The organism is Haemophilus sp. HN_Hi10, from assembly GCF_049821985.1.
Lineage (GTDB): Bacteria > Pseudomonadota > Gammaproteobacteria > Enterobacterales > Pasteurellaceae > Haemophilus > Haemophilus influenzae_D.
In genome coordinates this window covers 26230-39430 of record NZ_CP187495.1, presented here as the reverse complement: position 1 = coordinate 39430, position 13201 = coordinate 26230, and the positions used below count along the sequence as shown (strand labels likewise).

Sequence of the window (13201 nt, the reverse complement as noted above, 5' to 3'; positions counted from 1 at the left end):
TAATATAAAGGATTTTATCATTGCTTCACTTCTTACGGATATTGTAAGAAGACAGGATTGGTCTCCTGATATAGTGGCTTTAAAGGTTTAAACCTTATTGCATAGTTTTATGCTGCAAAAGCTAGAACACCGAGATGCATTTTCTAATCTATGGTGGGCTGGGTAGAAATCCCGCAGGGATGCGTGCAGTAAGCCACTTGCTGTTAAGACCAATTCTGCTTAGTTCCACCACCCTTCTTTCAAATCCTCAAACTATTTATATTTTTTGATTATTCTTTTTTCTTTGTAATAGAACTAATACTTCATAATGAGATGTTTGTGGAAACATATCAAAAAGTTGAATTTTTAATGGTTTGTAATGGGTCAAATAAGTGAAATCTTTACCCATTGTGACAGAATTACAACTAGAATATAAAACAAAGTCTGATTGCATTTCGTTAAGAAATTCACTTAATTTCTTTCCAATTCCACGACGTGGTGGATTTACAATCACAAGATCTGGCTTATTTTCATTTTTATTTTCAATCACGCTTGCTGCATCTAGAGATTGAAAATTTATATATTCTAACCCCAGTATTTTAGCAGAATTACTCGCCGCTAAAATAGCAGAAGAAGAAATTTCAATTCCCGTTAATTCTGTGGGTTTTTCCCATTTTTCCTGTAACGCTTTGGCGCAATGTAAGCCAAATCCACCTACACCACAAAATAGATCCCATAGGTTATAAATAGGTAATTCAGATACCCATTGTTGAGCGGTTGCATATAATCCCTCCGCCACTTTAGGATTAGTTTGAAAGAAGCCTTGTGGACGAATAAAAAGCGGAATATTATTGAAATTTTCTGGCAAAAATTGTTGTTCTGTCAGAAAAATTTCTTGTTCTCCCTCCAAAATAGCAGCGTGCAGTGGTTGCAAATTAACGCTAACCACTTCTAAGTGCGGTAGTTTTTCTAATAATTTTGGTAATTCTCGACGGATTAACGGCAATTTATTTTCTGTACGTAACACAAAACGCAACATTAATTTTCCTGTTGCGATACTTTCTGTCAGTAAAATATATTTAAGCTCGCCTTTTTGTTTAGCAATGTTATAAGGTACTAAACCTGCGCGACCAATAAAATCTTTGAGGATTGAAAAAATTATTGAGAAATGAGCAGGATAAAGAGGACAATCACACAAATCAATCGCACTTTGTGGATCATTAGGATTTTTTAAAATACCAAGTATTGGGCGTTCCACACTACCACTAACAAGCATTTTAGCTTTATTACGAAAGCCTTGTTCATTGGATTTAAAAGGAGCTAACCAGTGAACGTCAGAACAATCAAGAGAGATAAGTTGTTGTTTTAAATGATGTTGTTTTTCAGCGATCTGTTGGTCATAAGGTATTTCAAGCCATTGGCAAGAACGACATTCATTTTGTTGATAGTATTGACAATCAATCATTTTTTTGCAGCCTGAATATCTAGCCAACGGATTTGAATATCTGCGAGATTTCGGTAATTCAGTTTCCAACGTAGATCTGAAACCAGATCATTCCAATCGATCACTCTACGTTTAAATAAATTTTGTAAGCGAGCTTGACGAGCCATAAAGTGCGGTTGATTTTTAGCCAGTTTTAGGTTATCCACCACTTGAATTACGCCCTCTCGTTCATTGCACAATAACAAAAGATCACAACCTGCATTGAGTGCTTTTTTACTACGCTCTACAAAATTCCCCATTACTCCCGCGCCTTTCATTCCTAGATCATCGGAAAAAATTGTACCTTGGAAATTTAATTTCTTGCGTAAAATTTCTTTCAACCAATATTCTGAACCACTTGCAGGCTGACTATCACATTGCGAATAAATCACGTGAGCAGGCATAATCGCATCAAGTTTATTTTGTGCAATCAATTGCTGGAAAGGTTGGAGATCGCAACCAAAAATTTCGTCTTTTGTGCGATCATCATAAGGTGTTTCTAAGTGAGAATCGGCTAATACATGACCATGACCGGGAAAATGTTTACCCGTAGATGCCATACCTGCTTGATGCATACCATCAATAAAAGCGGTGGCTAAATTTACCGCACTTTTTACATCAGATGAGAAACTGCGATCACCAATCGCTCGACATTCATGCCCCAAATCCAGCACTGGTGCAAAACTCAAGTCAATATCCAAGGCAATCATTTCTGTTGCCATTTGCCAACCTGCTTCTTTAGCAAAACTCACTTGTTCAGTTGCTGATAGTGTTTCTTGAAAAGCCTGCATTGAAGGCAATATTGTAAATCCATCACGAAAACGTTGAACTCGTCCACCCTCTTGATCCACCGTAATTAATAAAGGCTTTTTTACTCGTTGGCGAACAGAACGAATTAATTCTTGAATTTGTTCTCTGTCTTCAAAATTTCGAGTAAATAAAATCAATCCTGCAACAAGAGGGTGCGAAAGTAACTCAACTTCTTCTTGTTCCAACTCTTTTCCTTTTAAATCAATTAACAAGGTACTCATAAATTATTTTAAATAAAGGCGGTAATTTTTACTTTCTACAGTAGGTTTAGTTAAATCAATTGATTTTTGCTCTTGTGGTTTTAGCAAAAATTGAGCGGAATAGCTTTCTTGCTGATTTTCCCAAATTTGGGTTACCCCTAAATGATCGTACCAATATAAATGGTAACTTATATTCAAAAGTTGCTGACTTTTATTTTTTATAACCGCTGATTTTTGAGTCGTTTCAACTTGAATTAAAGGCGAAAGAGACGACGTAATATTCAAAATCGGCTTTGTTGAATAAGTTAAGTTTTGCTCTGAAATTGAACAAGCCGCGAGCATAAAGCTCGCCAAAATTAGAAAATATTTTTTCATTATTTCGCTAACATTCTACCTAAAGGTTCTCCACCAACTAAGTGCATATGTAAATGGAATACTTCTTGCCCACCATGTTTATTGCAATTCACAATTAGGCGGTAACCATCTTCCGCAATGCCTTCTTCTTTAGCGAGTTTAGCCGCTACACTGAATAATCGACCTAGAGCTACTTCATTTTTCTCCGTCACATCATTCACTGTGGGAATTACTTTATTTGGAATAATCAAAATATGTGTTTTAGCTTGAGGGGAAATATCACGAAATGCAGTGACTAATTCATCTTGATAGACGATATTTGCCGGAATTTCTTTACGGATAATTTTACTAAAAATTGTTTCTTCTGCCATTGTTTGCTCCTTAATAGAAAAAGTGCGGCGAATTAATCTGCCCATAATTGTTGCTTATTTAGTCTAACTTTTGAGGGCTGAGCAAATCAATCGCACTTTTTGGTTTTACAATGAATTTAATTATGCAAAGTGTCGAACTTCTCCATTGCCCACTACATTTTCTACACAACGTGGACAAAGCATTGGATGTTCTGGGTTTACCCCAATTTTGTCAGAATAATGCCAGCAACGAGGGCATTTTTCTGCGTTAGAACGTGTTACGCTTACTGTGATACCCTCTAATTCGCTGTCCGCTAAATCAGCAGGTTTTTCCGATAAAGATTTTACATCTACTTTTGAGGTAATTAATACAAAACGTAATTCATTGCCTAATTGTTCTAACAATGCACGATATTCGTCATTCGCATAAAGGGTCACTTCTGCTTCTAAACCGCCGCCTATTTCTTTATTGTTACGAGAAATTTCTAATACGCGGTTCACTTCAGAACGAACTTTAATCAGTTGTTGCCAGTAAGCATCATCTAATTTTTCATTCTCGCCTAAACCAAATAAGCCTTGATAAAATTCTTCAGTAAATACGAATTCTGCACGAGCACTTTCGGTTTGTGGCAAGTGTTGCCAAATTTCATCGGCAGTGAAAGATAAGATCGGTGCCATCCAACGAACTAATGCTTCAGCAATATGCCATAACGCAGTTTGGCAGCTACGACGCGCAAGGCTGCTTGCTTTGGTGGTGTATTGACGGTCTTTAATAATATCTAAATAGAATGAACCCATTTCTACCGAACAGAAACGCATTAAACGTTGTACCACTGTGTGGAATTGGTAGTTATCGTACGCATCTTTAATTTCATGTTGCGCATCTAAGGCACAGGCCACAGCCCAACGATCTAGACTAATCATTTCTTCTGGTTTAACTAAATCACGTTTTGGATCAAAACCATTCAAGTTTGCCAATAAGAAACGCGCGGTGTTACGAATACGACGATAGCTGTCCGCTGCACGTTTTAAGATTTCGTCAGAAACAGTCATTTCGCCCGTATAATCTGTTGAAGCAACCCATAAACGTAAAATATCGCCACCAAATTTATCCATTACTTCTTGTGGAGTCACGATGTTACCGATAGATTTTGACATCTTACGGCCTTGACCATCCACCGTGAAGCCATGGGTTAATACTTGTTTATATGGTGCTTTGCTGTCTGTTGCCGTAGAAAGCATTAAAGAAGACATAAACCAACCACGATGTTGGTCAGAACCTTCCAAATACATATCGATATCTTGACCATTAAATTCTGGACGATTCGCGACAACAGAAGAATAAGTCGATCCTGAGTCGAACCATACATCAAGGGTATCTGGCACTTTGCGATAGGTTTCTGCGTCCGCACCTAATAATTCTTTTTCGTCTAAATCCCACCATGCTTGAATACCGGCTTTCTCTACACGTTTCGCTACTTCTTCAAGTAATTCTAATGTTCGAGGATGCAATTCTTCTGTTTCTTTATGCACGAACAACGTCATCGGCACGCCCCAAGTACGTTGGCGTGAAATACACCAGTCTGGGCGATTTTCCACCATTTTCTCGATGCGTGCTTGACCCCAATCTGGAATCCAGCGAACTTGTTGGATTTCGCCTAATGCTTGTTGGCGTAAACCTTGCGTTTCCATACCGATAAACCATTGCGGTGTCGCACGGAAAATAATTGGGGTTTTGTGACGCCAGCAGTGTGGATAGCTGTGTTTGATTTTTTCAACTTTTAATAAATTACCTACTTCTTGTAATTTTTCTATCACAAGCGGATTTGCTTCAAATACACCTTTGCCAGCAAAGAATTCAGTCGTTGAAATAAATTTACCATCATTAGAAACAAGACCCGCCATCGGTAAATCATATCGTTTACCCACGACAAAGTCGTCTAAACCGTGATCAGGTGCGGTATGTACTAAACCCGTACCACCATCAGTGGTCACGTGATCACCTAAAATTACTGGTACAGTGAAATCATAGAACGGATGGTTAAAGCGAACTAACTCAAGCGCCTGACCTTTTACTGAACCTAAAATTTCAACTTGTTCTACGCCCACCGCTTTCGCTACGGATTCAACTAATTCAGCGGCCAAGATCACGCGCTCATCGCCAAGTTGTACTAAGTTGTATTCTAATTCGGCATTTACTGCAATCGCACGGTTAGATGGCATTGTCCAAGGTGTGGTTGTCCAAATAACAGCAGATAATTTACCTTGCCCTTTACTGACCGTATTAAATTTCTCTTCAATTTCAACCGCACTTACTGCTGGGAAACGAACATAGATAGATGGAGAAACTTTGTCTTCATATTCTACTTCTGCTTCAGCCAAAGAAGAACCGCAGTCTAAACACCAATGAACTGGTTTTGAACCTTTGTATAAATGACCGTTTTCAATCACTTTACCTAAAGTACGGATAATATTCGCTTCAGTATCGAAATTCATCGTGAGGTATGGATTATCCCAATCGCCCAACACACCTAAACGGATAAAGTCTTTTTTCTGACCTTCGACTTGTTCCGCAGCATATTCGCGACATTTTTGACGAAATTCAGCCGCCGTAATTTTCTCGTTTGGTTTACCTACTAAACCTTCAACTTTAAGTTCAATTGGTAAACCATGACAGTCCCAACCTGGGATATAAGGCGAATCAAAACCTAATGCTGTTTTGGATTTAATAATAATATCTTTCAGAATCTTGTTTACAGCGTGACCAATATGAATGTTACCATTCGCATACGGAGGGCCATCATGCAAAATAAAAGATTTTTTACCCTTACTCGCTTCACGAATTTTTTGGTAAAGATTTTTCTCGTACCAATTTTTTAACATTACAGGTTCGCGCTTAGCTAAATCGCCACGCATTGGAAAGTTGGTTTCCGGTAGGTTAAGAGTGTTTTTGTAATCGACTGTCATTTTATTTTCCAATTTTTATATTTTAAAATTAACTGTTAAAAAACGCTTTCGCTGTTTCTACATCTTTCTCAATTTGCAGTTTTAAATCATCAAAAGACGGAAATTTAATCTCGTTTCTAATCTTGTGGCAGAATTCGACTTCCACCATTTGGCCATAAATATTCTGAGAAAAATCAAATAAATGCACTTCTAATAATTGCATTAATCCATTTATAGTTGGGCGTTTTCCCATATTTGCCACGCCGTTAAAAATCTCACCCGATTTTAACCGCACTTTTACGGCATAAACACCTTTGATTGGATTGACTTGTCTATGCAAACGAATATTTGCCGTTGGAAATCCAATTGTTCTGCCCAACTTATTCCCATGAATCACACGCCCGAAAATACGATAAGGTTTACCGAGTAAATTTTTTGCAAGTTGTAAGTCATCATTCGCTAACGCTTCGCGAATTGCAGTACTACTAATTCGCTGTTCATCTAGACAAAAGCTACGGTTATCTTCAACAACAAAACCGAAACGCTTACCAGCTTCTTGCAACATTGCAAAATTGCCTTGGCGTTTTGAACCAAACTTGAAATCATCGCCAATGCTTAAAAATTTCACATGTAGATGATTAACAAGCGTTTGCTCAATAAACACATCAGCTGGTTGTTCGGCAAAAGTGCGGTCAAATTTCGCCACAATTACGACATCAACCTTCGCTTTTTCGAGATAACAAATTTTGTCACGCAAACGCATTAAACGGGCTGGAGCATTTTCCCCCATAAAATATTCACGCGGCTGAGCTTCAAATAACAATACCGCCATGGGTAAATTTAATTCGTCAGCTTTTTGACGCAAATGGCGAAGGACGGCTTGATGCCCTAAATGCACGCCATCAAAGTTGCCGATCGTTAGCGCACAACCTTGTAAAACACGATTTACATTGTGAAGCCCGCGAATTAATTGCATGTCCTTATCCATGAAAATAAGAGAATTTCGGCATTATAGCGAGAAGTTAGTTTTTTGTCAGCAAATGGTGTTTTCGAACGCCTAATAAAATCAACGTTGCGCCATAAACTATGGCGGCTAAGACAATCAACCAAACAAGCCAATAAACACGCATAAAGAAATCCATTTTCGCCCATTGGTTGATTTCAGGTACGTAATACCAAACTGCTGCCCCCATTGCAATTGCTGCCAATAAAACTTTCACAAAAAAGACCGCACTTTTACGTGAGAAATGATAGACATCCGCTTTGGCTAAGCCGCGATAGAGCAAATAAGCATTAAGAGTTGCCGACATCGCTGAAGCAATGGCTAATCCTACATAGCTGAAAGGAATTGCTAATAAGTTAAAGCCCATATTGCTTATCATTGCAATAATGCCAATTTTTACTGGTGTTTTGGTATCTTGGCGGGCGTAATAGCCATTGGCGAGAATTTTAATCAACATAAAGCTAAGTAACCCCGCATTAAATGCCCATAAAGAATAAGAGGCGGCATGAACATCATTTAGCATAAAATTTCCACGCATAAAGAGAGTCAGTAACATTGGCTGAGCCAATACAGCAATACCAATGGCTGCAGGAACGCCAAGTAATAAAATCATTCGCACGCCCCAATCCATTGTATTACGAAAATCAACCGCACTTTTAGCTGAATCGCCTTCACGATTAACGTGGTGGCGAGCAAGCGTTGGCAAAATTACGGTAGAAATAGCAATACCAAATAAACCAAGAGGAAATTCCAATAAGCGGTCAGAATAATACAACCAGCTAATTGAACCTGTCATTAAAAAGCTTGCAATCACAGTATCCAGCAAAAGATTAATTTGACTTACCGATACACCAAATAACGCAGGGATCATTAATTTACGAATTTTGGTTACGCCTTCATCCCGCCAAGCCCATTTGGGTTTCACTAGTAAACCTGCTTGTTTCATAAAGGGAATTTGGAATAAGAACTGCAATAAGCCGCCAAGAAAAATCCCGACAGCCAGTGCAAGATCTGGATTGTCCATTTGTGGCGCAAGGAAAAGTGCGGTGGAAATCATCGCTATATTTAAGAGTACAGGCGAAAAAGACATCACGCCGAATTTCCCGATTGTGTTAAGTACCGCGCCAGAAAGTGCGACAAAAGTGACAAACCATAAATAAGGAAAGGTTATTTTAAGAAGAAGAGAGGCTTGTTCAAACTTATGTGCATCAGGGCCATCATTTATCCAATCAGTGAACCATCCCATCCCAAATAAAGCGGCAACGACAGGCGAACCAACCATTGCAAGGATCGTAACAATACTGACCAATCCTCCAAGAGTACCAGAAACTTTTCCAATAAATTCACGGGTTTTATTTATATCGCCAGATTGTTGATATTCAGCGAGAACAGGCACAAAAGCCTGAGAAAAAGCTCCCTCAGCAAATAAACGGCGAAGAAAATTTGGGATACGATTAGCAAATAAAAAAACGTCTGCTGCCGCGCCTGCACCAATAAGATGTGCGATAACTACATCGCGAACAAGACCTAACACTCTTGATAATAAAGTCATAGAACTAACAACAATGCTAGATTTTAAAAGTCGTTTACTCAAAATATTCTTCTCTACCCTAAAATTTTTGCCTAATTGTATAGAAATTTTGTTTTTACGCTATATTCCGTGAAAAAAAACTGATAAAATCCGTCGCACATCGTTTGTGTGAGCCCCTATTGAAAGAGCTTGTAAAAATAACGATGCTTACTTTCGGTTGTGTCTCACCGAAATCAACACAAATTTTTCATTGACAAAAACATACAAAATCGGCAAATTGACGCCCTTTATTTTGTCTATCAATCAACAGAAATTTTAGGAGTTTGACCTTGGCTAATATCAAGTCAGCAAAAAAACGCGCGGTTCAATCTGAAAAACGCCGCCAACATAACGCAAGCCAACGCTCTATGATGCGTACTTACATCAAAAAAGTATATGCTCAAGTAGCAGCAGGTGAAAAAGCAGCAGCTGAAGCAGCATTCGTTGAAATGCAAAAAGTTGTTGATCGTATGGCTTCTAAAGGCTTAATCCACGCTAACAAAGCAGCAAATCACAAATCTAAATTAGCTGCACAAATCAAAAAATTAGCGTAATTTTTAGCTAGAAAGAATGAAAAATAAAACCGCACTTTAAAGTGCGGTTTTTTATTCCATTGAATTTTAGACTAAAGCAACAACATCGATCCCCATTTGATAATATCAAAGAAGAATTTATTTTGATTGGTTGCAATGCCATCAGAATTTTTTGGTGTGCCATCTTCATTTTTTTGCACTTCCAACATACCATTTTTATATTGACCTTTCACGACAGCCAAATCATCGCGTGCTTCGTTACGCAATTTAAAACAAGCCTGTTCAGTTAAAGGCTCAACATTACCCATTTCGGTACGGAATTTTTTAAACTGATAGCTTGCATAATTCATTGATTTTTCATCGGCTTGGATAATCTTCACATATTGTTCGCCAATAATTTTTTCCAACGGATAGAAAAAGACATATTGTGAGTGAATATAGCTATCTTCTTTAGAAAAATGCTGTTGTAAAATACGAGTTAAATTTGGGTAAACGCATTGTTCTACTTGCTTACTTGCAATTGCCCATTGTTTTGAATCTTGATCAGACAGTTGGTAATCTGCCCCCGCAAATTCCGCTGGAATTACGGATTGTTGGCTACCAAACATTGAACAGCTAGATAACAATGCTGCCATACCTAAGGTTGCAATTAATTTCACATTTGATCCTTATAAAAGAGAGAATACGCAAAATTCTAGCAATATCTTCACAACAGATAAAGCAACAAATGAATTTAGTTTTCCTGATCTGAAAAACTTCCGTTATAATGACCGCACTTTTTTACGTTAATTAAAAGGAATTCTTATGCAAAATCCAAAAGATGATGTGTTATATGCGCCTGTTGAATGGGTCGATCACAGTGAAGGCTATAGCGATATTCGCTATCATAAATCCACTGACGGTATTGCTAAAATCACGATTAACCGCCCAGAAGTTCGTAATGCATTTCGTCCACAAACAGTGAAAGAAATGATCACTGCATTTTCTGATGCTCGTTTCGATGAAAACATTGGTGTTATCGTATTAACTGGCGAAGGCGAAAAAGCATTCTGTTCTGGTGGTGACCAAAAAGTGCGTGGCGATTACGGCGGTTATAAAGATGATAGCGGCGTACATCACTTAAATGTATTGGATTTCCAACGCGATATTCGTTCTTGTCCAAAACCTGTGGTGGCAATGGTGGCTGGTTATGCTATTGGTGGCGGTCACGTACTTCATATGCTTTGTGATTTAACCATTGCTGCTGAAAATGCCATTTTCGGGCAAACTGGGCCAAAAGTTGGTTCATTCGATGGTGGTTGGGGCGCAAGCTATATGGCTCGTTTAGTGGGTCAGAAAAAAGCACGTGAAATTTGGTTCTTATGCCGTCAATATAATGCACAAGAAGCATTAGATATGGGCTTAGTCAATACGGTTGTGCCTTACGCTGATCTTGAAAAAGAAACTGTGCGTTGGTGTCGTGAAATGTTACGCAATAGCCCAATCGCAATTCGTTGTTTGAAAGCAGCATTAAATGCGGATTGTGATGGCCAAGCGGGTCTTCAAGAATTAGCGGGTAACGCGACAATGTTGTTCTACATGACTGAAGAAGGTCAAGAAGGTCGCAATGCGTTTAACGAAAAACGCGCTCCAGACTTCAGCAAATTCAGACGTAACCCTTAATTTATCGTTCTAAAGTGCGGTTAAAAATCTTCGTGAATTTTGACCGCACTTTTGCATTGGGAGCAAGCATGGCACAAAAATCCTTCAATCTTTACCGTTATTCCATCCCCGTTGATAGCCAACTTATTCTGCGTGATCGTTTTTTAAAACGCCGTGAAGGCTTAATCGTAAGAGTGAGTTGCAGCCGAGACGGTTGGGGAGAAATCGCCCCGCTACCTGGTTTTAGCGAAGAAACCTTAGACCAAGCTCAAGAACAAGCAATTGAATGGCTAACAACATGGTGCAATGCAAGCTGTGACGCACCTCGCGTACCATTAAATGGCACCTATCCCTCCGTTGCTTTTGGTATCAGTTGCGCAATGGATGAAATGAAAGGTTATTTACAAACTGAAGGCAATTACCATACAGCACCACTTTGTTATGGCGATACAGATGAACTGTACGCCAAACTTGCGAGCATAGAAGGCGAAAAAGTGGCAAAAATGAAAGTGGGTATATACGAAGCCAATCGCGATGGATTAATTGCCGATATGTTTTTAGAAGCCATTCCCGATTTACAATTACGACTAGATGCAAACCGACATTGGTCGTTAGAAAAAGCGTTACAATTTGCCGCTAAAGTCAAACCGCAACATAGAAAACGTATTCAATTTTTAGAAGAACCTTGTAAAACACAAGAACTCAGCCGTGAATTTGCAGCTCAAACCGACATCGTGATTGCATGGGATGAATCCTTGCGAGAGCCTAATTTTTGCCTAGAAAAAGAACCGCACTTATCGGCTGTCGTAATCAAACCCACTTTAATTGGTTCAATTCAACGTTGTGCAGAACTTATTAAGAAAGCCCATTCGTTAGGTCTAAAAGCGGTTATTAGTTCAAGTATCGAAAGCAGTTTAGGGCTTTCTCAACTTGCGCGAATCGCACAACAATACACCCCGAATGTGACTCCAGGCTTAGACACGTTAGATTTGATGGAATATCAAGTGCTACGTGCTTGGCCTGCTTCTAATTTACCTATTGTGGATTTAGAATCTGAATTTATCACTAAAATTATCTGATTCGACCACCAAAAATCGAAAAACCAGTATAATGCACCACACAAAAAGGATTAAAAATGTCGCAAACACACAGAATTTTGCTGTTAAATGGCCCGAACTTAAATATGTTAGGGGCTCGCGAGCCAAAACATTATGGCAGTATTTCTCTTGCATCCATTGAAGAGAAAATACAAACTTTAGCCACTCAGCACAATGTAAAAGTGGAATGTTTTCAAGCCAATAGTGAAGAAAAATTAATTAATAAGATCCACGAAAGTTTTCAGCAAGTCGATTTTATTTTAATTAATCCTGCGGCTTATACCCATACCAGTGTAGCATTGCGCGATGCACTTTTAGCCGTTTCAATTCCTTTTGTGGAGATTCACTTATCCAACGTGCATAAACGTGAACCATTTCGTCATCATTCTTATTTTAGCGATGTGGCTGAAGGTGTTATTTGCGGTTTGGGTGCAAAAGGTTACGAGTTTGCCTTTTTATTTGCTATGGATTACCTTGCTAAAAAATAAGAAAATCGAGCATTTTTGGCGAAATTCATAGAATTTTATCGCAAATTTGCAAAATTTGAGGTAATCTCTGCAACACAAAAACAAGTTTATTCATAACCGCACTTTTTTCGTTTAAAAGTGCGGTTAAAATTTCAATCTTTTTAGGAAGAACGTATGGACATTCGTAAAATCAAAAAATTAATCGAATTAGTAGAAGAATCTGGCATTACTGAATTAGAAGTGCAAGAAGAGGAAGGCACAGTACGTATTAGCCGTGCCACACCAGTCGTTGCTCCAGCAGCCGTTCAATATGCTGCTGCACCAGTAGTAGCACCGACTCCTGCCGCTGCGCCAGCTCAAGCACCAGCAGCTGCGACACCAGCACCAGCCGCATCGGATGAATTATCAGGTCATCTTGTACGTTCTCCAATGGTGGGAACGTTCTATCGCAGTCCAAGTCCTGAAGCAAAAGCATTTGTTGAAGTGGGTCAGTCTGTGAAAGTTGGCGACGCGCTTTGTATCGTTGAAGCAATGAAAATGATGAATCGCATTGAAGCGGACAAGGCTGGCGTAGTAAAAGCAATTCTTATCAACGACGGTGACGCTGTTGAATTCGACGAACCATTAATCGTTATTGAATAATTTCCAATATTTTCGTCGGGCGGACTTTAGTCCGCCTATTTCATATACAAACAATTAGAGCGAATTTATCGTAGGCGATATAAATTGAAATCTGTTCACACCAAATTTGAATAGGGAGAACAATAT

The 13201-nt window shown here is 38.8% G+C and carries 13 protein-coding genes; 5 read left to right on the top strand and 8 right to left on the bottom strand.

Annotated elements, in window-relative coordinates; all coding sequences use genetic code 11:
• Positions 1–256: 256 nt before the first annotated feature.
• The 7 genes from rlmC to murJ form a co-directional block, all read right to left on the bottom strand.
• The gene (gene rlmC, locus ACPT8Q_RS00170; protein ID WP_050948672.1) at positions 257–1444 is read right to left on the bottom strand and encodes a 23S rRNA (uracil(747)-C(5))-methyltransferase RlmC; all 1188 of its coding nucleotides are present in this window, start codon (positions 1442–1444) and stop codon (positions 257–259) included.
• The gene (gene nagZ / locus ACPT8Q_RS00165) at positions 1441–2493 is read right to left on the bottom strand and encodes a beta-N-acetylhexosaminidase (RefSeq protein ID WP_050948671.1); all 1053 of its coding nucleotides are present in this window, start codon (positions 2491–2493) and stop codon (positions 1441–1443) included. The genes rlmC and nagZ overlap by 4 nt, the downstream gene beginning before the upstream one ends.
• 3 nt (positions 2494–2496) lie before the next feature.
• A complete protein-coding gene (locus ACPT8Q_RS00160) occupies positions 2497–2847 on the bottom strand; it encodes a YcfL family protein (protein ID WP_032824530.1) in 351 nt (116 codons plus the stop codon).
• A complete protein-coding gene (gene hinT / locus ACPT8Q_RS00155; RefSeq protein WP_005651576.1) occupies positions 2847–3197 on the bottom strand; it encodes a purine nucleoside phosphoramidase in 351 nt (116 codons plus the stop codon). The genes ACPT8Q_RS00160 and hinT overlap by 1 nt, the downstream gene beginning before the upstream one ends.
• A 120-nt stretch (positions 3198–3317) precedes the next feature.
• Positions 3318–6143: an isoleucine--tRNA ligase gene (ileS, locus tag ACPT8Q_RS00150; RefSeq protein WP_050948670.1), complete on the bottom strand. Its 2826-nt coding sequence runs from the start codon at positions 6141–6143 to the stop codon at positions 3318–3320.
• Positions 6144–6171: 28 nt separating this feature from the next.
• Positions 6172–7098 (bottom strand): bifunctional riboflavin kinase/FAD synthetase, encoded by a 927-nt coding sequence (gene ribF / locus ACPT8Q_RS00145; RefSeq protein WP_050948669.1) that lies wholly within the window; start codon positions 7096–7098, stop codon positions 6172–6174.
• A 46-nt stretch (positions 7099–7144) separates the two neighbouring features.
• Positions 7145–8719, bottom strand: a complete 1575-nt coding sequence (gene murJ, locus ACPT8Q_RS00140; RefSeq protein WP_050948668.1) for a murein biosynthesis integral membrane protein MurJ — start codon at positions 8717–8719, stop codon at positions 7145–7147.
• A 266-nt stretch (positions 8720–8985) separates the two neighbouring features.
• Here murJ and rpsT point away from each other — a divergent pair, with 266 nt between their 5' ends.
• Complete coding sequence (gene rpsT, locus ACPT8Q_RS00135; protein WP_005548279.1) at positions 8986–9249, top strand: 30S ribosomal protein S20; 264 nt, start codon at positions 8986–8988, stop codon at positions 9247–9249.
• 71 nt (positions 9250–9320) lie between these two features.
• On the opposite strand, the gene ACPT8Q_RS00130 is transcribed toward rpsT, so the two are convergent.
• Complete coding sequence (locus ACPT8Q_RS00130; RefSeq protein WP_050948667.1) at positions 9321–9887, bottom strand: DUF5358 domain-containing protein; 567 nt, start codon at positions 9885–9887, stop codon at positions 9321–9323.
• A gap of 145 nt (positions 9888–10032) precedes the next feature.
• Between ACPT8Q_RS00130 and menB the strand changes: the two genes are divergently transcribed.
• The 4 genes from menB to accB all read left to right on the top strand — a co-directional run bounded on the left by menB (position 10033) and on the right by accB (position 13075).
• A complete protein-coding gene (gene menB, locus ACPT8Q_RS00125; RefSeq protein ID WP_005630980.1) occupies positions 10033–10890 on the top strand; it encodes a 1,4-dihydroxy-2-naphthoyl-CoA synthase in 858 nt (285 codons plus the stop codon).
• Between the two features lie 68 nt (positions 10891–10958).
• Positions 10959–11948, top strand: a complete 990-nt coding sequence (gene menC, locus ACPT8Q_RS00120) for an o-succinylbenzoate synthase (protein ID WP_050948666.1) — start codon at positions 10959–10961, stop codon at positions 11946–11948.
• Positions 11949–12004: 56 nt separating this feature from the next.
• A complete protein-coding gene (gene aroQ / locus ACPT8Q_RS00115; RefSeq protein WP_050948665.1) occupies positions 12005–12454 on the top strand; it encodes a type II 3-dehydroquinate dehydratase in 450 nt (149 codons plus the stop codon).
• A gap of 153 nt (positions 12455–12607) precedes the next feature.
• The gene (gene accB, locus ACPT8Q_RS00110) at positions 12608–13075 is read left to right on the top strand and encodes an acetyl-CoA carboxylase biotin carboxyl carrier protein (RefSeq protein WP_011272320.1); all 468 of its coding nucleotides are present in this window, start codon (positions 12608–12610) and stop codon (positions 13073–13075) included.
• Positions 13076–13201: the final 126 nt, after the last annotated feature.

What these genes read in the sequence shown, in the direction of transcription:
- rlmC (WP_050948672.1), bottom strand. Translation starts at nt 1,444, where the DNA reads ATGATTGATTGTCAATACTATCAACAAAATGAATGTCGTTCTTGCCAA.
- nagZ (WP_050948671.1), bottom strand. Translation starts at nt 2,493, where the DNA reads ATGAGTACCTTGTTAATTGATTTAAAAGGAAAAGAGTTGGAACAAGAA.
- ACPT8Q_RS00160 (WP_032824530.1), bottom strand. Translation starts at nt 2,847, where the DNA reads ATGAAAAAATATTTTCTAATTTTGGCGAGCTTTATGCTCGCGGCTTGT.
- hinT (WP_005651576.1), bottom strand. Translation starts at nt 3,197, where the DNA reads ATGGCAGAAGAAACAATTTTTAGTAAAATTATCCGTAAAGAAATTCCG.
- ileS (WP_050948670.1), bottom strand. Translation starts at nt 6,143, where the DNA reads ATGACAGTCGATTACAAAAACACTCTTAACCTACCGGAAACCAACTTT.
- ribF (WP_050948669.1), bottom strand. Translation starts at nt 7,098, where the DNA reads ATGCAATTAATTCGCGGGCTTCACAATGTAAATCGTGTTTTACAAGGT.
- menB (WP_005630980.1), top strand. Translation starts at nt 10,033, where the DNA reads ATGCAAAATCCAAAAGATGATGTGTTATATGCGCCTGTTGAATGGGTC.
- menC (WP_050948666.1), top strand. Translation starts at nt 10,959, where the DNA reads ATGGCACAAAAATCCTTCAATCTTTACCGTTATTCCATCCCCGTTGAT.
- aroQ (WP_050948665.1), top strand. Translation starts at nt 12,005, where the DNA reads ATGTCGCAAACACACAGAATTTTGCTGTTAAATGGCCCGAACTTAAAT.
- accB (WP_011272320.1), top strand. Translation starts at nt 12,608, where the DNA reads ATGGACATTCGTAAAATCAAAAAATTAATCGAATTAGTAGAAGAATCT.